The following is a 19,086-nucleotide window of genomic DNA, read 5'->3' on the forward strand; positions in this document are numbered from 1 at the left end:
AAAAGCCGCTTTTTAACTATAAGCGGCATACATTAAAGAAATTCAACGTTTTATTTACCGAACAGACCTCCCAGCATTCCGCCCAGTCCACCTTTCTGCTTATTGCTACCCATTACCATTCCAGCGACATCGTCTAAGATACTTCCGTCCCCATCAGCATCCAATAGAGTAGTGATCAAACTCTGATTCTGTTGTGGCTGGCCACCTAACATGCTTCCCAACAAGGCATTCATACCATTGGAATCATTTACATTACTTTGAGACTTTTCTTTAGCTAAATACCCCATAACGATAGGTGCCGCAATTTTAAGGATCTGCGCGACCGTATCTGCATCGATTCCAGATTTTTGGCTTAAGGCATTTTCAACCTGTGGTTGTTTATTTCCAAAAACGTGGCCCAAGATACCAGCACCATCCTGTAAAACAGTATCGTCAACACCGCCATTGAACAAACTTCCTAAATTGTTAAGAATACTTCCATCATGATTATTGGACAACGCATTCATTAACCCTTCAGCGCCTCGGGGTGAAGATTTTACATTTTTCTTCATAGCCCCAAGAATCAAAGGCATTGCCATACTCAATACATCTGCTGTTTTACTTTCGGGTTCGTTAGTTTGCTTTGCAACCCCACTTATCACTTGTTGGCCCATTGGGCTGTTTAATAAATCCAATAATCCTGCCATTTTTATAGGTCATTGATGTTCATAGAGAAATGTACGAAAAGAATTGCAAAAGTTTCCTTTGAGCACTTATCTTAAAATGGATATTATTTGTTCTGCTAATTCTAGCCCAATCCTTTCTTGCGCTTCTAATGTGGCAGCACCGATATGCGGCGAAAGTGAAATACTTGGATGCATCAATATTTTAATTTCTGGAGTTGGTTCTGATTCATAAACATCAAGCCCTGCGAAGGCAACGGTACCGTTTTCCAATGCCTCTACCAAAGCCACTTCATCTAAAACTCCACCGCGTGCCGCATTAATGATGCCCACGCCTTTTTTCATTTCAGCAAATTCATTCTTTCCTAGAACATAATTCTGCTGCTCAGGAATGTGCAGCGATATATAATCAGCGTGTTTTAAAATTTCTTCTTTGCCAGTACCTTTTAGCGAAAAACGAACGGACTGTCCGTCAAAAAAAGAAAGTTCAAGCTCGGCTTTTTCAATTTCCGGGTCACAATAAATAACCTTCATACCCGCAGCTATCGCTAATTTTGCCGTAGCCTGACCGATATTTCCGAAACCAAATATACCCAAGGTTTTCCCCCTCAATTCCGTTCCTTTAGAATAGGATTTTTTCAAATCCTTGAAACTACTATCGCCTTCCAAAGGCATATTTCTATTGGCGTCATATAAAAATCGGACCCCTCCGAAAAGATGTGCAAAAACTAACTCCGCAACAGATTCTGAGGACGCTGCAGGGGTATTGATTACCTCTAGGCCTTTGGATTTTGCATAATCCACATCTATATTATCCATACCGACGCCCCCACGACCGATCAATTTTAAACTAGGGCAGGCATCGATAAGTTCCTTTCTAACTTTCGTGGCGCTACGAACAAGCAAAGCATCAATTTTATTATCATTAATAAAATTAGATAACTGTTCTTGGGCCACTGTGGTAGTTAAAATCTCAAATCCGGCTTTTTCCAAAGTGGTGATACCATTTTGGGAAATACCGTCATTCGCTAAAATTTTCATAGTTCTTTACGTATTTATCGGCCGTTAATTCCTTTATCGAATATCATTAACCACCCATAGCTTCATTTATCCTTTACGTTCCATCTCACTCATTACATCAACCAGTACACCGACACTTTCAAGAGGTAGCGCATTGTACATACTGGCCCTGTAGCCCCCAACTGAACGGTGACCGTTTAGGCCATTGATTCCGGCTTCTTTCAACATATCTTCAAAAGTGCTTTTCAGGCTTTCGTCCGTTAAGTTGAAGGTGGCGTTCATTATGGAGCGATCTTCTGTTTTCGCATAGCCTTTAAAGACAGGGTTTAGGTCAATTTCAGAATAAAGTAATTGGGCTTTCTTTTCGTTCACTTTTTCAATGGCGGATATTCCACCCATATTTTTGAGCCACTCTAACGTCAACATAGAAGTGTAGACTGCAAATACCGATGGGGTATTGAACATACTTTCTTTGCTGATATGAACTTGATAATCTAACATAGAAGGAATTTTTCTAGAAATTTTTCCCAATATGTCTTCTTTGACCACGACTAACGTAGCACCTGCGGGACCCATATTCTTTTGGGCACCGGCATAGATTAAATCGAATTGCGAAAAATCAAGACTTCTTGAAAAAATATCGGAACTCATATCACACACTAAAGGCGCATCCGTTTTAGGGAATGTTTTGATCTGCGTGCCATAAATGGTGTTGTTCGATGTGAGGTGTACATAGTCTAAACCCCTTGGAACTGTATATCCTTTTGGAATGAAGTTGAATTTTTCGCTTTTCGAAGAACCCAATTCTACAACTTCACCGAACAATTGAGCTTCCTTAATCGCTTTATCACTCCAAGTACCAGTATTTAAATAACCCGCTTTCGTTTCTAAAAGGTTGTATGCGACCATTAAAAACTGAAGACTGGCACCTCCTTGAAGAAAAAGTGCTTGATATCCTCTGTTCTCCAATCCCAGTAGCTCCAAAACCAAAGATCTTGCTTTTTCCATCACGGCAACAAAATCTTTGCTTCTATGTGAAATTTCTATTAGGGAGAGACCAGAGCCGTTAAAATCCATAACAGCTTCAGATGCCTTTAATAAAACTTCTTTAGGCAATATACATGGGCCGGCACTAAAATTATGTTTTTTCATTTTTGGATAGATTAAGGATGTAAAGGTCATGATTTTTTCAAGAAATATGATGGCCGATGCCATTAAATTCTAGGATGTTCTTAACAGGAATTCAACAGTATCAATACCATCTGCATAATCACTTAGAGACGGTTTTTGCGTTTCACCAAAAGTGAACTCTACCTCTATAAATCCTGATGAAACAATACATTGAATCTTTTCTTTTTCAGCAATTAACCTTGATCTTAGTTCCTCTAAATCGGTATAGTGTTCATAGAAAACCGACGCTATCGGTGAGGCATAGCTTTCATCTTCTTTCAAAACTAAGAATCCATTGTCCAATATTTTGAATTCACTCATCAGATAAACCGCCTTGTTGTAGTCATAATTATTGGCATATTTATGATGGTTAATTATCTCACTATATGGGTAAATAGCTTTGTAAAAGGCGTCCACATCATATTCGGTTGGGACGAATAATTTGGATACACTTCTACAACCAAGACCAAAATATCTAAAAATATCTTCGCCTAGGGCCGTTAATTCAGCCGTTGTTTCCGTTCCTTTTAGAACCGCAACGGAGTTTCTGTTTTTACGGATGATATTCGGTTTTTTACTGAAGTAGTATTCAAAATAGCGCGCGGTATTATTACTTCCTGTGGCAATGACGGCATCATAATGACCTAATTTTTCTTTGGTAAAAACTACTTTATCTTTAAAGTAAGGTTCGATATCCTTCAGATAATCAATTAGTAGAGGAATCAATTTTTGATCATTACTAGATAGTTTTACCAGAGCTTTGTTTCCTGTAATCAAAACCGATAGCAGATCGTGGAAACCGACAAGCGGTATATTTCCGGCCATTATAAGGGCAACGGTTATCTCTTTATTTGAACGAACATCATATTTTGCCAACCAATCATTTAAATTTTCCCTGGTTAGTAGATTGCCCCACTCATAAAACGCATGCATGCAATTATCCATCGTGAACCATCCATTGTGATGATGCGCCATCTCGACTTCATGTTTAAATATTGATAACCACTTGTCATGTCTGTCTTCAGAAACATTTTCTGAATTCATATATTCACAAAATGATTTTAGAAAATCTCCAAGTTTAACAAAAGCTTCTACTATAAGATTGTGTTGGGTCATTATATTTGTATACTATATTACTAGGAATTACCTTTGTGCAAAAATAAGCATGCCCTTTGTTTTTTGGGCATTTTAATGTAGAAGAAATTATGGCGATTATTATAACTGATGAATGTATAAATTGTGGTGCTTGCGAGCCTGAATGTCCGAACACCGCTATATACGAGGGAGCGGACGAATGGAGGTACAGTGATGGTACTTCTTTAAAAGGAGATGTCGTTCTACCGAGTGGTAAGGCGGTTAATGCAGATGAAGTGCAAGAACCTATTAGTGATGAAGTTTATTATATAGCTCCCGATAAATGTACCGAGTGCATGGGTTTTCATGAAGAACCTCAGTGTGCAGCGGTTTGTCCCGTAGATTGTTGTGTACCCGATGATGATCATGTAGAATCTGAAGAAGTACTTTTGGGCAAACAACGTTTTATGCATCCTGAATAAGAGCGCGTAAGGTTTATCTATACGAGTCTTCGGCACACAAACACATTGGTCGCAAAGGCATAGGTTTCCCTTTCTTGTATTTTCAAAATTTCGAATCCGGTCTTGTTTAAGATGGTACTAATTTCTTGTGGAGTAAAGACCCTGAATATTGTTTCATCCTTACCCAAAAAGAATCTATTGGTCTCATCGGTCCTAAAATATTCTGCCGCCCAGGCAATTAAATGATAGCGATCGGATTCTTGTTTTTTCCACCTCGAATCCCTCTCATATTTTTTTCCTTCAATTTCAGAACGATGCGTCACAAATTCATTTTGTGAAATAAACGGCATGAACAAATCTGCATTAATGGTGTCGAATACAAATATTCCACCGGTGGTTAAAGACTTTTGAACAGACGTAAAGGTTTGTTGCAAATCTGAGTCGTTCATTAAATAACTAGTGGACCGACCCGTTATTAAAACAGCATCGAATTGTTTTTCAAAGTTTAAACACCTCATATCGCCTTGTACAAATTTCCCGTCGGGAAACTTTTTCTTGGCAATTTTTAGCATGGCCTCGCTAAAATCTAAACCTACATAGCGCTTAAAGTCCTTGGTAAAAGATTCCGATAAATTACCAGTGCCACAGGCTAGTTCCAAAATTCGGTCACATTTATATTCTTTGCAGATTCTTTTAAAGAATTGATATTCTGCCTTATAATCTATGAAACCTTGATAAATTTCGTCATAAACCCAAGCAAGGTTAGCACCGTATAACTCGTTCATAATCCTATAAAAAGCATCTTAAAGATAAATAGCTTTTTCCAAACATAGCCAATATCAAACAGCCTAAATAGTTGAAATAATACATTTACTATAAACATTCTCAAAAATGAATACTTTGGCGGTTGCTTGATTTTTAGAAATTATGAAAGCTTTTCCTTAGATTGATAGGCATAGGATAAAACTTGGCAAATATTATAATAGGAAGGACTATCTTTGCACCGTTTTAAAAAATTTTTTCATGAAAGCAGGTATTGTAGGATTACCAAACGTAGGTAAATCGACTCTTTTCAATTGTTTGTCGAACGCCAAGGCACAAAGTGCGAATTTCCCATTTTGTACGATTGAACCTAATATAGGGGTAGTTAACGTGCCTGATACACGTTTGGAGAAATTAGAAGAATTGGTAAATCCAGAACGAGTCTTGCCCGCCACTGTTGAAATAGTAGACATTGCCGGTCTTGTTAAAGGCGCGAGCAAAGGAGAAGGTTTGGGAAATCAATTTTTGGGGAATATCCGCGAAACAGATGCTATTTTGCACGTATTGCGTTGTTTTGACAATGACAATATTGTTCATGTAGATGGTAGCGTTGATCCAATTAGAGATAAGGAGACCATTGACATGGAGCTTCAATTGAAGGATTTGGAAACCGTGGACAAAAAATTGGAGAAAGTAAAAAGAGCTGCTAAAACTGGAAATAAAGAGGCTCAAAAAGAGGAGGCCGCTTTAATGGCGGTCAAGAAAGGATTGGAAGCTGGTATTTCTGTAAGGGCCATAGAGATTGACAAAGAATCTAGGCTAGAGTTTGTAAAACCATTACAGTTCATTACCGATAAGCCTGTGATGTATGTTTGTAACGTTGATGAGGATGCAGCCGCTTCAGGAAATGCCTATGTTGAAAAGGTGAAAGCAGCCGTCGCTAATGAAAACGCCGAAGTAATTTTCCTGGCCGTTGGCACAGAGGCCGATATAACCGAATTGGAAACTTATGATGAGCGTAAAATGTTCTTAGAGGATTTAGGTTTGGAAGAACCGGGTTCTGCCAAACTTATTAGAGGTGCTTATAAATTATTGGACCTTGAGACTTATTTTACGGCTGGAGTAAAAGAAGTTAGGGCATGGACAATTCCTGTTGGGGCCACTGCACCACAAGCTGCCGGCGTGATCCATACCGATTTTGAAAAAGGATTCATACGTGCCGAAGTGATTTCTTATAATGATTATGTAAATTTTGGTAGCGAAACCAAAGTAAAGGAAGCTGGTAAAATGAGGGTAGAAGGGAAAGAGTACATTGTTAAGGATGGTGATGTGATGCACTTTCGTTTTAATGTCTAATCAAGGCTCATAAATTTTAAGTCTTTCTGTAGTGCGTCTTAATTGTAACTCTAATTGATTGACCCGATGCATCATATTGTATAAGGCGTCAATACCTTCTAAGTTGATGCCTAGTTCATTTTGAAGCCTCGCGATTCTTTCAATTTCAATAATAGCGTGAGATTCAACATATACTTTATTTTCAATTTGTTTGGTTTCTATGAAACCATATTCCTGTAAGGTATAGATGAAATCTACAGGAATTTGGGTATGTTGGCAATAATGACTAATCAGTATAAAGTTTTCCGTTTGCATAATTATCGTAAGTCTTTAAGTTGCTGAAAAAGTTCTTTCTCGGTTTTAGATAGATTGGTGGGCATGGTTACTTTATAGGTTATATAAAGGTCTCCGAACATATCTTTATGTTTATAAACAGGCATTCCTTTGCCTTTTAATTTTACTTTAGTGTCGTTTTGGGTTTCTGGCTTTACTTTAAGCTTCACTTTACCCGTTAAGGTTTCCACTTCAATATCACCACCCAAAAGGGCATCGTAGAGGGTTATCGACTGTGTCTTGTATAGGTCGTTGCCCACCCTTTGAAAACTTGTCGTGTTTAGAATTTCAAAGGTTAGGTATAAATCACCTTTGGGTCCGCCGTTTACCCCGTCACCACCATAACCGCTAATTTTTATGGTTTGTCCGTCTTCTACGCCTGCAGGAATAGTTATCCTGATTTTTTTGGAGCCCAGATCCAGGGTTTGTTTCTGGTCTTCTAAAATATCCAACAGATTCAGTTTTAAGGTGGCATTCAAATCCTGACCTTTAAACTGCGTCGTACGTCTTCCGCCTCCAAAACCACCGGCCGCACCTCCGAACATCGATTCAAAAAAATCGGAGAAGTCTTCGTTGCCATAATTCCCAGAGCCCCCATAACTAGTTCTTCCACTACTTCCAGTGGCACTTCTTTGGTTTCTTTTTGCCTGTTCAAAGGCATCGGCGTGCTCCCAATCTTTCCCATATTGATCATATTTTTTACGCTTTTCAGGATCGCTCAATACTTCATTCGCTTCATTGATTTGTTGGAACTTTTGTTGGGCTTCCTTATCGTTCGGGTTTAAATCAGGATGCAGCTTTCGGGCCAATTTGCGGTAAGCTTTTTTAATATCGGCTTGGGAGGCGGTTTTATCCAAGCCAAGAATTTTATAATAATCAATAAATTCCATAAGTATTCAAAATCAATTTTAAAGGTATAAAAAGTGCTATTCGTTTCCTATCATATTAGTGTACAATTCTGTGTTGTGAGCCATTCACAATTTTAAAAGCATATTGTTCCGTATTTTTTATGTTGAAGTATAGCTATCAACATGAATGTGGATTTCATTGTTAATTACTTTAGTGGGTAAGGGTTTTATCTTTACCTGAGCGGTGCTATCTTTAGCAGCACTTTCATAAAATTTTATTAAATGCCCCAAGACACTCAATATACCGAAGATAATATACGCTCGCTCGATTGGAAAGAACATATCCGATTACGCCCTGGTATGTATATCGGTAAATTGGGCGACGGTTCGTCGGCAGATGACGGTATCTATATTCTTTTAAAAGAGGTGATCGATAACTGTATAGACGAATTTGTTATGGGGTCTGGTAAGACCATTGAGATTTCCATTAAAGATAAAGTGGTAAAGGTAAGGGATTACGGGAGGGGTATTCCGCTAGGGAAAGTGGTTGACGTAGTTTCTAAAATGAACACCGGTGGTAAGTACGATAGCCGTGCATTTAAGAAATCCGTTGGTTTAAATGGAGTAGGTACGAAGGCGGTCAATGCACTTTCCAGTTTTTTCGAGGTTCAATCATCTCGTGATAATAAAGTTAAAACTGCCCAATTCAGTGCTGGGAATCTTGAAAATGAAATTGGACCCGAAGAAACCACAAAAAGAAAAGGAACCAAAGTAACCTTTACCCCAGATGAGACCATTTTTAAAAACTATAGATATAGAAATGAGTATGTAGAACGCATGCTCAAAAATTATGTGTATCTAAATCCTGGATTAACGATTATTTTTAATGGTGAAAAATTCCATTCTGAAAATGGACTGAAAGATCTTCTGGAGGATAACAACAATATGGAGGATATGCTCTACCCGGTTATTCATTTGAAAGGGGAGGATATAGAAATCGCCATGACCCATAGCAAGACCCAGTACAGCGAGGAATATCATTCATTTGTAAACGGGCAACATACCACTCAAGGCGGTACCCATCAATCCGCTTTTAGGGAAGCTATCGTAAAAACGATCAGGGAGTTTTATAAAAAGGATTATGACGCTTCCGATATACGAAAATCTATAATTTCCGCCATTTCACTAAAGGTGACCGAACCTGTTTTTGAAAGTCAGACCAAAACTAAATTGGGGTCTACCGATATGGGGGGTGAATTTCCTACCGTAAGGACCTATATCAATGACTTCGTTGGGAAATATTTAGACAACTACCTTCATAAAAATCCTGAAACCGCTGATAAGCTGCAACGGAAAATAATGATGGCAGAGAAAGAGCGTAAAGAACTCTCCGGTATCCGTAAATTGGCACGGGACAGGGCCAAAAAATCAAGCCTTCACAATAAAAAATTGAGGGACTGCAGGGTACATTTGAGTGATATGAAACACGATCGCAGATTGGAAAGTGCTTTATTCATTACCGAAGGGGATTCCGCTTCTGGCTCGATTACCAAATCAAGGGACGTAAATACGCAGGCGGTTTTTAGTTTAAAAGGAAAGCCGTTGAATTCATACGGTATGTCCAAGAAAATCGTATACGAAAATGAGGAGTTCAATTTACTGCAAGCCGCATTGAATATTGAAGAATCTATTGAAGACTTACGCTATAACAATATTATCATTGCAACAGATGCCGATGTAGATGGTATGCACATACGTTTGTTGTTGATCACGTTCTTTTTACAGTTCTTTCCTGAATTGATCAAGGAAAATCATTTATATATTCTTCAAACTCCATTGTTCCGCGTACGAAATAAAAAGGAAACCATTTATTGCTATAGTGATGAAGAGCGGCAAAATGCGATCAACAAATTAAGTGGCAAACCAGAAATAACCCGATTTAAAGGTTTGGGGGAAATTTCACCAGATGAGTTCAGGCATTTTATCGGGGATGATATTCGATTAGAACCAATAATGCTCGACAAGGCGTTGTCCATAGAAGAACTCCTAAGTTTCTACATGGGAAAAAACACCCCGGATAGGCAGAAATTCATCATTAAAAATCTTAAAGTTGAAGTTGATTTGATTGAAGATAAAGTAATATAAACCAAGTAAATAAGATTGCTTCTGAATGGAAGAAAATGACGATTTGAACGAGGAAAATAACGAGAATCTTTCCGAAGAAAATACCATAAATACAGATTCGACAGAAGCCTTGACCAGGGTAACAGGCATGTACAAGGACTGGTTCTTGGATTATGCTTCCTATGTCATTCTAGAGCGAGCCGTACCTGCTATCGAAGACGGTTTTAAACCCGTTCAGCGCAGAATCATGCACTCTCTTAAGGAGTTGGACGATGGCAGGTACAACAAGGTGGCCAACGTGGTCGGGCATACCATGCAATATCACCCACATGGTGACGCAAGTATTGCCGATGCCATGGTGCAGATAGGTCAAAAAGACCTCTTGATCGATACGCAAGGAAACTGGGGGAACATTTTGACAGGTGACAGGGCTGCAGCCTCAAGGTATATTGAGGCCAGACTATCGAAATTTGCACTTGAAGTTGTTTTTAGCCCTAAAATAACGGAGTGGCAGATGTCGTACGACGGCAGGAAAAAGGAGCCGGTTAACCTTCCCGTTAAATTCCCGTTGCTACTGGCACAAGGAGCGGAGGGAATCGCGGTGGGACTTTCCACAAAAATACTCCCCCATAATTTTATTGAACTTATAGATGCATCCATAAAGCATTTAAAGGGACAACGTTTTAAGCTTTTTCCGGATTTTCCTACCGCTGGAATAATCGATGTCACCAATTACAATGACGGCTTAAGAGGGGGGAAAATAAGGGTTAGGGCTAAAATATCCCAGATAGACAAAAATACTTTGGTTATCAATGAGATACCTTATGGAACCAATACCGGAACTTTAATAGACTCCATCTTAAAAGCGAACGAGAAGGGTAAAATAAAGATTAAAAAGATTGAAGATAATACTGCAGCGGATGTTGAAATATTAATCCATTTACCCCCCGGAATTTCGCCAGATAAAACTATAGATGCGCTCTATGCCTTTACAGCGTGCGAATCATCCATCTCCCCATTAGGCTGCATCATCGAAGATAACAAACCTTTGTTTATTGGTGTAACCGAAATGCTCAAGCGTTCAACGGACTCTACCGTTGACCTGTTAAAGCAAGAGCTTGAAATTCAGTTGGGCGAGCTTGAAGAGCAATGGCATTTCGCTTCTTTAGAACGAATATTTATTGAAAACCGAATTTATCGCGACATCGAGGAAGAGGAAACCTGGGAAGGTGTCATCAAGGCGATCGATAAGGGGTTGGCGCCTTTTACCCAACATTTAAAAAGAGCGGTCACCGAGGATGATATTGTGAGGCTAACTGAGATACGTATCAAAAGAATTTCAAAATTCGATTTGGACAAGGCCCAACAACATCTTGAGAGCTTGCAAGAGCGCATTGCCGAAGTAAAGAACAACTTGGCCCACTTAGTCGAATTCACTATTGATTATTTCAAAAATCTGAAGGAAACCTATGGGAAGGATAGGGGGCGCTTAACGGAAATCAGGATTTTTGACGATATCGAAGCGACCAAAGTGGTCATCAGAAATACCAAGCTCTATGTAAATAGGGAAGAAGGTTTTGTGGGAACCTCCCTTAAAAAAGATGAATACGTAACCGATTGTAGTGATATTGATGATATTATCGTGATAACCAATGATGGGCAAATGATGGTATCGAAAGTAGATTCTAAAATTTTTGTAGGGAAGGGAATCATTCATGTGGCCGTATTCAAGAAAAAAGATAAAAGAACCACTTACAATTTAGTCTATAAAGACGGAAAAAGTGGTCCTACTTACATTAAACGGTTTAATGTAACCAGCATCACTAGAGATAGGCTTTATGATCTAACGAATGGAAAACCAAATTCTCAAGTGCTTTATTTTTCGGCAAACCCGAATGGTGAGGCAGAGGTAATTACCGTTTTGCTTCGTCAGGTAGGGAGTATCAAGAAATTGAAATGGGACATCGATTTTTCGGATGTACTTATCAAAGGACGCGCCTCTAAAGGGAATATAGTAACCAAGTACCCTGTAAAACGGATAGAATTAAAAGAAAAAGGGGTTTCTACACTAAAGCCCAGAAAAATTTGGTTTGATGATGTTGTCCGTAGACTAAACGTTGATGGGCGGGGGGAGTTATTAGGTGAATTTAAGGGGGACGATTTATTGTTGATCATTACCCAAAAAGGAGTTGCAAAAACCATTGTGCCAGTAATGACTTCACATTTTGATGATGACATGATCGTCATGGAAAAATGGATTCCAGAAAAACCGATCTCCGCAGTTTACTGGGAGGGCGAAAAAGAACGTTTCTATGTAAAGAGGTTCGTCGTTGAAAGTGAGAATAAGGAAGAACTTTTTATTTCCGAACATCCGAAATCTTATCTGGAAGTGGTGGCTACCGATTGGCGTCCGTTAATCGAAATCGAATTTTCGAAACCCAGAGGAAAAGACCCTAAAGAAAATGAAGAAGTTGATTTAGAGAATTTTATATCCATAAAGGGAATTAAAGCTTTAGGTAACCAGTTGACTACCGAAAAAGTAAAAAATATTAATTTATTGGATCCATTGCCCTATGAACATACAGCCTCTGACAATGTAGAAGATATTGAAGTTGTGGACGAGGAAGATGTTAATACCACCGGTGAAAATAGGGAACCTGACACCGAGAGCAACTCGCCAGAAGATGGACCTCGAACATTATTTGATTAATGTATTGTAGTAAGTTATGAGGAATTTTTTTAAAGAATTTAAAAGTTTTGCGATAAAAGGCAATATGATAGATTTGGCCATTGGTATCATTATTGGTACTGCCTTTAATAATGTGGTAAATACCTTGGTTTCTAAAATCATAATGCCTCCATTATCATTAATGACCGATGACGTAAATCTTTCAAATAAAAAATGGGTACTTAGAGAGGCAAGCGAAAAGTTTGAGGAGGTGGCTATTGGTTATGGCGAACTAATCGAAGCTTTGGTTGATTTTTGTATTATTGCCCTAACTATTTTTGTGATGGTGAAATTCATAAATCGATTCAAGGAAAAAGCAGAAGATCCTGCAAATAAAGATGTAGAAACTCCTAAAAATATTGCCTTGCTTTCAAGTATGGAAAAATTACTTCAAGAACAGAATAACATACTTAAGAATAAAAAATAAGTTCAATTGTTTAATCAACAGTAGTATTAATGCTAAAATTATGTCGTAAAGATTACACAACTTTCGTGATAGATGCATTAATAACTATATTTGACGAAATTTAAATCAAATGGATTTTACCAACCCTCTGGTATACGGCGCACCAGCTTTTGTGGCTTTCATTCTATTAGAATTGACCTATAGCAAGACACATGGTGATGATGATCTCTATGACTGGAAAGACTTTGCAGCTAGTAGCGTAATGGGCATTGGTTCGGCAATAATTGGACCACTGCTTAAAGTTGTATTATTGGTCGTCCTTTTCGAGTATGCTTATGAACTCTTTAATCCGATGGTCGATGGGGTGAGAACTAATATTATGGGGTATGAATCTTTCGGTTATGCCTGGTATGTTTGGCTATTATGTCAGTTGGCAGATGATTTCACCTATTACTGGTTTCATAGGGCCAATCACGAAATTCGTATTCTTTGGGCCGCCCATATCGTTCACCATTCTTCTGATAACTTTAATCTCGGAACAGCAATTCGTAATGGTTGGTTCACTTTATTGTACAAGCCTTTTTTCTATGTTTGGATGCCTATTGTTGGCTTTCCGGTAGAAATGGTGGTTGTTTGCCTGGCTATAGAATCATTTTGGCAGTTTCAATTACATTCTCAATATGTTCCAAAAATGGGTTTTATTGAAAAAATCTTTAATACGCATACGATGCACCAAGTACATCACGCACAAAATGTGGAGTATTTGGACAAGAACCATGGAGGATTTTTAAACATCTTTGATAAAATATTCGGTACATGGAAAGAATTTGATGAAGAAATCGATGTCAAATTCGGAGTGATTCATGCTCCGAACTCCAATAACCCAATAGTTATTCTAACCCACGAATTCAAGGATATTTGGAACGATACCAAAAAATCCAAAAAATGGAAGGATAAATTCATGTATGTTTTTGGCCCTCCTGGATGGAGTCATGATGGTAGTACCATGACCGTAAAACAACAGCAACGTCTATTTAATGAACAAAAAAAGGCAAACCCTGAGGTTGCCTTTAATAGACCGAATTAATTAATCTATATTATGTAAAAAAAGGAGGTCTTTAAACCTCCCATCCTTTCCTATATGTTCTTCCAACGAATTGATTGGCTTCCTCAAGATTGGTAATTCTCATATTTTCACCATCCCACAATAGTTTTTTGCGCGCAAAGAACTCCATTGCTCCTTCTGAATTTTCTCTTTGAAGCATATAGCTTCTAATCGCTAGATTACCCATCAGAACCGTTTCTGTCATAGGACCTGCATAGTCAAAGGAAGAAGTGAGCGCCAAATGTTCCGGGCTTCCAAAACCAGCCTTTACGGCATCTACCCACTTACGTTGATGACCATACTCCGGTTCGGGCATTTCTTCAACCTCTGGTCCGAACTCCGTAGTTCCGTCATTTAAATAAAGTTTGGGCATTAATGGGGAACTGTCATTAATGTTGGTTGAGATAATTCCCTTTTCGCCGATGATCAATACCCCATTAGCGCTATCCTTACCACCTATGTCATCATTGGCGGGAATAATATCTGGATGTGATGGACGTATGCCTCCATCGCTCCACGTCATTTCTATGGGAGATTTGGTTTTGTCGGTAGCATCAAAATGTAAGGTGATAAATGAGGATGGCGGACAACCTTCTGGATAATAATCGGGTTTCCACATCTTTGTAAATACCGAGGCTACACTGCACTCCGCGTCCGTTGGGTATTTTAAGTTCAAAGTTCTAAAAGGGATATCGATCAAGTGGCAGCCTACATCTCCTAAAGCACCTGTGCCGAAGTCCCACCAACCTCTCCAATTGAAAGGATGAAGATTAGGCACGAAAGGTCTTTCACTTGCGGGTCCCAACCACAAATCCCAGTTTAAACTATCAGGTTTAAGACTGGCATCAGGTTTTGGCATTTCGATACCTTGGGGCCAAACGGGTCTATTGGTCCATATCTGCACTTTTTTTACGGCTCCGATTTTATCATTATCAATCCAATCTTGTACCATGTTCAAAAGAGGATTAGATCCGCCTTGGTTTCCCATTTGGCTTACAATTTTATTGTCCCGTGCCATTTGAGTTAATAGGCGCGCTTCTTTGATATTGTGGGTCATTGGTTTCTGCACATACACATGTATGCCTCGTTCCATAGCCCATTTGGCCGCAGGGCCGTGTACGTGGTCTGGGGTAGAAATAGTTACCGCATCTATGTTTTTTTTCTTATCCAACATCACCCTAAAATCATCATAGAGCTTTGCTTTAGGGAAATTTTCGATGCTTTTTGATGCAGTACCTGCAAAATCGACATCGCATAATGCTGCCACGCGTTCCCGCCCCATTACTGAGGCATTTTTAATGTCGCTGATACCCTTGCCACCCGCTCCTATGGCCGCCAAGTTTAGACGGTCACTGGGTGCTAGGAAACCCGGACCTCCCAAAACATGTCTAGGTACGATAAAAATGGAGGATGCGAGTGCAGTTTTTTTGACAAAATCACGCCGGTTGATACCCGGTGACTTGTCCTTCTTGGATTTCTTCATGATTGCCTTGATTAATTTTATATGGTCTAACCAAGATAATTAAAACAACCCTATAATACAATTGCAAAACAATTTCTTTAAAAAGACAAAAAGCACCAGTACTGAAAAAATAGTGAAGCTGGTTAATCTATTTTAAAAGCTGTTCCTGTTTTTACGATCAATTTTCTATTCGGATCTTTTACGGCACTTTTATACTCAAAAGTGTATGAAGAATCTGTTGTGCTTATAATTTTATACTGAATAGCTGCTTTACTATTGACATCTTGCAGAACAAACTCACAATCATTGTACCAACGTACGGTGGCACTATCAACCTGATCATCATAGTGATCTATGCTGTATTTTTCATTCCTTATGAATTTTCCTTTTTTAAGGGTGTCTCCAATTTCATAGGTGAACTCAAAAGCCCCGGTTTTAAAATCTTTACAATTACGCTCTGGTTGGTAACATGAACAAAGAAGTAGGGGAATAATTATGAATGCTGAAATATTTTTTATCATCCTTCAAAATTAAAGAAAATAGCAAGGAAGAAATGTATAAGAACCAAAATTGTTTAATTGAAGAAAAGAACATTAGAGTTCTGTGTAATTTTTGAAGGTTCCGTCAGAATAAAAAACAATGATACGCTCAATCGTTTTATGACTAAGGGGGGGGTGAAAGAGGTTCAAGTTTTCTTTTTTTTACTTCAGGAGTATTGTTTTCAATCGCACCATTCGGAAAGGTTCCTTTACCGTACAGCAACCATTCTAAATCAACTTCTGAAAATGCCTCGTTAATTTTCATTACAAATTCCAAACTAGGTTTGTTTCTACCTTTCAATAAATGTGAAATACTAGACCGTTGAACATTTATTCTGTCGGCAAAAGCGGCAGAAGAAAGTTCGTAATGTTCCAATAATAATTCTAATCGCTTAATAAAAGTAACAGCATCTAACATGTCCACAAATATATTTTATTCTTTTACATATTACTAGTTTATAGGCCCATACAATTATCCATTCGAATAATTTTATCTATAGTTAAGCATTAAATGAATATATTTATTTAATTGATTTATAAATATTTATATGTTTAAATTTTTAATGAATTACAAATGTCAATATAATTGTAATATTCTTTTTAGAAATGGAAATCATAAAATTACAATTGTAAACTTTAGCTGTAGTATTTTTGTCGTTCATTAAAAAAGCATGGAACAATCAAGAGTAGATTATAGGAAAATATATGTATCGGAAATACAAGGTAGATACGTGACCTATAATCACCTGAATGATTTTATTTCAAATCTGGTAACCGATTTTAAGGTTGAGGATATTGGAATGTCGGTTAGAAATAATCGCATTAAAAGTATCACCTACGGTCAAGGTTCTAAACGTATTTTAATGTGGTCCCAAATGCACGGGAATGAATCTACTACCACAAAAGCGGTAATGGACTTATTGAATTATCTGCAACTGAATTCGGCCGATGCCCAAGAAATTAGAAATTCTTGTACCTTAAAAATTATCCCCATTCTTAATCCCGACGGGGCAAGTATATACACTCGTGTAAATGCCAATAAGAAAGATTTAAATAGGGATGCTCAAGATTTATCCCAACCTGAAAGTCGTATCTTAAATCGGATTTATAACGATTTTCAACCTGATTTTTGTTTCAATCTTCACGATCAACGAACAATTTTTAATGTGGGCACTACCAATAAACCTGCAACGGTGTCTTTTTTAGCTCCTGCCTTTGACCTTGATCGTAATAACTCCACGACAAGAAAGATGAGTATGCAGTTAATAGCTGCCATGAATAGTGTTTTGCAAGAAATAATTCCTGGTCAAATAGGCCGATATGATGATGGGTTCAATCCAAATTGTGTGGGTGATGCGTTTCAAATGAAAAACACACCAACCGTATTATTTGAGTCTGGACATTATCCTGGAGATTATCAGCGCGAAAAAACTAGGGAATTGATTTTTTACGCTTTACTAAAGGCTATTCTGACGATTTCAAAAGAAATAATAGGAAAATATACCATAGACCAATATTTGGCCATACCTGAAAATGGAAAACAATATGTAGATATACTGATTAAAAACGTAAAACCCATTAATAATGGTTTCAATAAAGGTTCAAGTATATTTATGCAGTACAAAGAATTGCTTAAAGAAGGTAAAATTCACTTTCAGCCAGAAATATTACATTTCGATGTCATGCCTAATGAAATTTTTGGTCATAAAATTTTAGATTATAACGAAGAAGTCGATGTACGTTGGCTCCGAGAAAATGGGATTTTGAAACTATTAAGTTGATTTTCATTGCCTTATTTTATTTTAAAAGCAAAAATGTTTACATTTTCATTAAAAAAACGTCAGTTTCAATGAATTTAATGTTATAATTTTTTATTTTTGGCGAAAATTTTATAACAATGGGTAAAGTTAAATTGGACGAAATAGATCATCAGATACTGGATATGTTAATTGACAATACCAGGACTCCATTTACTGATATTGCTAAAAAGCTTCTTATTTCAGCCGGAACAGTACATGTTCGGGTTAAAAAAATGGAAGAGGCCGGTATCATTAAAGGTTCTTCACTAACATTGGATTATGTGAAGTTAGGGTATGCCTTTATTGCTTACGTCGGTATTTTCCTGGAAAAAACACATCAGACAAAATTCGTTCTGGAGCGTTTAAACCAGATTCCTAATGTCACCATAGCACATATTACTACAGGTAAATTCAATATTTTCTGTAAAATAAGAGCTAAGGATACCACACATGCAAAAAATATAATTTTTAAGATCGATGATATTGATGGTATTAGCAGAACCGAAACAATGATTTCATTGGAAGAAAGTTTCAATGATAAAAAACGTCTGATGCATACTATTTTTAACGAATTATAAGTAACCTATAGCATCTTTTGAGGCCCAATCTAAAACGGATTGGGCTTTTTAGGTTTAATACTTATGTCATTGAATATCAAAATACACTTTTCGCATGAGGAAAAAAGATTTGAAGAAGGATGAATATGGACACTTTTACACTACCTATCTAAACATGATGGATAGTGATGAAGAAATAGTGGAATGTCTTAGAGATGAAAGGGAGTCATTTCTTGAATTCGCTAAAAGTTTATCTCAAGAGCAATTACAGCACAGATATGCAAAAGGAAAGTGGACCGTCGCAGAATTACTTATACACATTATAGATACTGAGCGTATATTTTTATACAGGGCTTTTCGGTTTTCGAGAAATGATATGACCCCATTACCTGGCTTCGAGCAGGACGGTTATGTTTTAGAAAGCGATAGTGAAAAAAGAACAAAAGAAAGTATTATTGAAGAATTTATAAATGTTCGTGAGGTAACGTTAAATATGTTCGAATTAATTTCCGAAGAAAAATTGACGCGTGTAGGAATGGCAAGTGGAATGCCCTGGAGTGTAGGTGCAATAGGTTTTGTAATCAGCGGGCATCAAAGACACCACTTTAAAATATTAAGGGAAAGGTATTTTTTAAACTAAATCTTCTCTTAAAAGCGAAAGGTAAATAATCATGTTAACATGAAATGTTTAACACTTCTGA

At 37.7% G+C, this 19,086-nt stretch carries 19 protein-coding genes; 9 read left to right on the plus strand and 10 right to left on the minus strand.

What is annotated here, in order from left to right; all coding sequences use genetic code 11:
• Positions 1-50 precede the first annotated feature (50 nt).
• The 4 genes from ACNR9Q_RS11725 to ACNR9Q_RS11740 form a co-directional block, all read right to left on the minus strand.
• Positions 51-686, minus strand: coding sequence for a DUF937 domain-containing protein (locus ACNR9Q_RS11725; protein ID WP_419211405.1), 636 nt, complete (start codon positions 684-686; stop codon positions 51-53).
• Positions 687-752: 66 nt separating this feature from the next.
• The gene (locus ACNR9Q_RS11730) at positions 753-1,703 is read right to left on the minus strand and encodes a D-2-hydroxyacid dehydrogenase (protein WP_419211406.1); all 951 of its coding nucleotides are present in this window, start codon (positions 1,701-1,703) and stop codon (positions 753-755) included.
• A gap of 66 nt (positions 1,704-1,769) precedes the next feature.
• Positions 1,770-2,834: a 3-phosphoserine/phosphohydroxythreonine transaminase gene (gene serC / locus ACNR9Q_RS11735; protein WP_419211407.1), complete on the minus strand. Its 1,065-nt coding sequence runs from the start codon at positions 2,832-2,834 to the stop codon at positions 1,770-1,772.
• A gap of 69 nt (positions 2,835-2,903) precedes the next feature.
• Complete coding sequence (locus ACNR9Q_RS11740) at positions 2,904-3,896, minus strand: acyl-CoA reductase (protein ID WP_419211408.1); 993 nt, start codon at positions 3,894-3,896, stop codon at positions 2,904-2,906.
• A 161-nt stretch (positions 3,897-4,057) separates the two neighbouring features.
• On the opposite strand from ACNR9Q_RS11740, the gene ACNR9Q_RS11745 reads away from it, so the two are divergent.
• Positions 4,058-4,408 carry a 4Fe-4S dicluster domain-containing protein gene (locus ACNR9Q_RS11745; RefSeq protein WP_419211409.1) on the plus strand — a complete coding sequence of 117 codons (351 nt, stop codon included), beginning with the start codon at positions 4,058-4,060 and terminating at the stop codon, positions 4,406-4,408.
• Between the two features lie 17 nt (positions 4,409-4,425).
• Here ACNR9Q_RS11745 and ACNR9Q_RS11750 read toward each other — a convergent pair whose 3' ends face one another.
• Positions 4,426-5,172, minus strand: coding sequence for a class I SAM-dependent DNA methyltransferase (locus tag ACNR9Q_RS11750; protein ID WP_419211410.1), 747 nt, complete (start codon positions 5,170-5,172; stop codon positions 4,426-4,428).
• A gap of 238 nt (positions 5,173-5,410) precedes the next feature.
• On the opposite strand from ACNR9Q_RS11750, the gene ychF reads away from it, so the two are divergent.
• Positions 5,411-6,505: a redox-regulated ATPase YchF gene (gene ychF, locus ACNR9Q_RS11755; RefSeq protein WP_419211411.1), complete on the plus strand. Its 1,095-nt coding sequence runs from the start codon at positions 5,411-5,413 to the stop codon at positions 6,503-6,505.
• Here ychF and ACNR9Q_RS11760 read toward each other — a convergent pair whose 3' ends face one another.
• Positions 6,506-6,799, minus strand: a complete 294-nt coding sequence (locus ACNR9Q_RS11760) for a chaperone modulator CbpM (protein WP_419211412.1) — start codon at positions 6,797-6,799, stop codon at positions 6,506-6,508.
• Between the two features lie 2 nt (positions 6,800-6,801).
• On the minus strand, positions 6,802-7,707 hold the full coding sequence (locus ACNR9Q_RS11765; protein WP_419211413.1) for a DnaJ C-terminal domain-containing protein: 906 nt from the start codon (positions 7,705-7,707) through the stop codon (positions 6,802-6,804).
• A gap of 240 nt (positions 7,708-7,947) precedes the next feature.
• On the opposite strand from ACNR9Q_RS11765, the gene ACNR9Q_RS11770 reads away from it, so the two are divergent.
• The 4 genes from ACNR9Q_RS11770 to ACNR9Q_RS11785 all read left to right on the plus strand — a co-directional run bounded on the left by ACNR9Q_RS11770 (position 7,948) and on the right by ACNR9Q_RS11785 (position 14,010).
• The gene (locus ACNR9Q_RS11770) at positions 7,948-9,810 is read left to right on the plus strand and encodes a DNA topoisomerase IV subunit B (protein WP_419211414.1); all 1,863 of its coding nucleotides are present in this window, start codon (positions 7,948-7,950) and stop codon (positions 9,808-9,810) included.
• A gap of 25 nt (positions 9,811-9,835) precedes the next feature.
• A complete protein-coding gene (locus ACNR9Q_RS11775) occupies positions 9,836-12,499 on the plus strand; it encodes a DNA gyrase/topoisomerase IV subunit A (RefSeq protein ID WP_419211415.1) in 2,664 nt (887 codons plus the stop codon).
• Between the two features lie 16 nt (positions 12,500-12,515).
• Positions 12,516-12,944: a large-conductance mechanosensitive channel protein MscL gene (mscL, locus tag ACNR9Q_RS11780; RefSeq protein ID WP_419211416.1), complete on the plus strand. Its 429-nt coding sequence runs from the start codon at positions 12,516-12,518 to the stop codon at positions 12,942-12,944.
• A 109-nt stretch (positions 12,945-13,053) separates the two neighbouring features.
• Complete coding sequence (locus tag ACNR9Q_RS11785; protein ID WP_419211417.1) at positions 13,054-14,010, plus strand: sterol desaturase family protein; 957 nt, start codon at positions 13,054-13,056, stop codon at positions 14,008-14,010.
• 31 nt (positions 14,011-14,041) lie between these two features.
• Here the strand turns inward: ACNR9Q_RS11785 and ACNR9Q_RS11790 are convergent, their stop codons facing one another.
• The 3 genes from ACNR9Q_RS11790 to ACNR9Q_RS11800 all read right to left on the minus strand — a co-directional run bounded on the left by ACNR9Q_RS11790 (position 14,042) and on the right by ACNR9Q_RS11800 (position 16,447).
• Positions 14,042-15,511, minus strand: a complete 1,470-nt coding sequence (locus ACNR9Q_RS11790) for a Gfo/Idh/MocA family protein (protein WP_419211418.1) — start codon at positions 15,509-15,511, stop codon at positions 14,042-14,044.
• Between the two features lie 122 nt (positions 15,512-15,633).
• On the minus strand, positions 15,634-16,011 hold the full coding sequence (locus tag ACNR9Q_RS11795; protein ID WP_419211419.1) for a hypothetical protein: 378 nt from the start codon (positions 16,009-16,011) through the stop codon (positions 15,634-15,636).
• A gap of 142 nt (positions 16,012-16,153) precedes the next feature.
• Positions 16,154-16,447 (minus strand): helix-turn-helix transcriptional regulator, encoded by a 294-nt coding sequence (locus ACNR9Q_RS11800; protein WP_419211420.1) that lies wholly within the window; start codon positions 16,445-16,447, stop codon positions 16,154-16,156.
• 253 nt (positions 16,448-16,700) lie between these two features.
• Between ACNR9Q_RS11800 and ACNR9Q_RS11805 the strand changes: the two genes are divergently transcribed.
• The 3 genes from ACNR9Q_RS11805 to ACNR9Q_RS11815 all read left to right on the plus strand — a co-directional run bounded on the left by ACNR9Q_RS11805 (position 16,701) and on the right by ACNR9Q_RS11815 (position 19,025).
• Complete coding sequence (locus tag ACNR9Q_RS11805) at positions 16,701-17,810, plus strand: M14 family metallopeptidase (RefSeq protein WP_419211421.1); 1,110 nt, start codon at positions 16,701-16,703, stop codon at positions 17,808-17,810.
• 116 nt (positions 17,811-17,926) lie between these two features.
• Positions 17,927-18,406: an Lrp/AsnC family transcriptional regulator gene (locus ACNR9Q_RS11810; protein ID WP_027066901.1), complete on the plus strand. Its 480-nt coding sequence runs from the start codon at positions 17,927-17,929 to the stop codon at positions 18,404-18,406.
• Between the two features lie 94 nt (positions 18,407-18,500).
• Entirely contained in the window at positions 18,501-19,025 is a 525-nt protein-coding gene (locus ACNR9Q_RS11815; protein WP_419211422.1) for a DinB family protein, read from the plus strand.
• Positions 19,026-19,086 lie beyond the last annotated feature (61 nt).

The sequence above is a fragment of the Maribacter sp. X9 genome (assembly GCF_048537565.1).
Lineage (GTDB): Bacteria > Bacteroidota > Bacteroidia > Flavobacteriales > Flavobacteriaceae > Maribacter.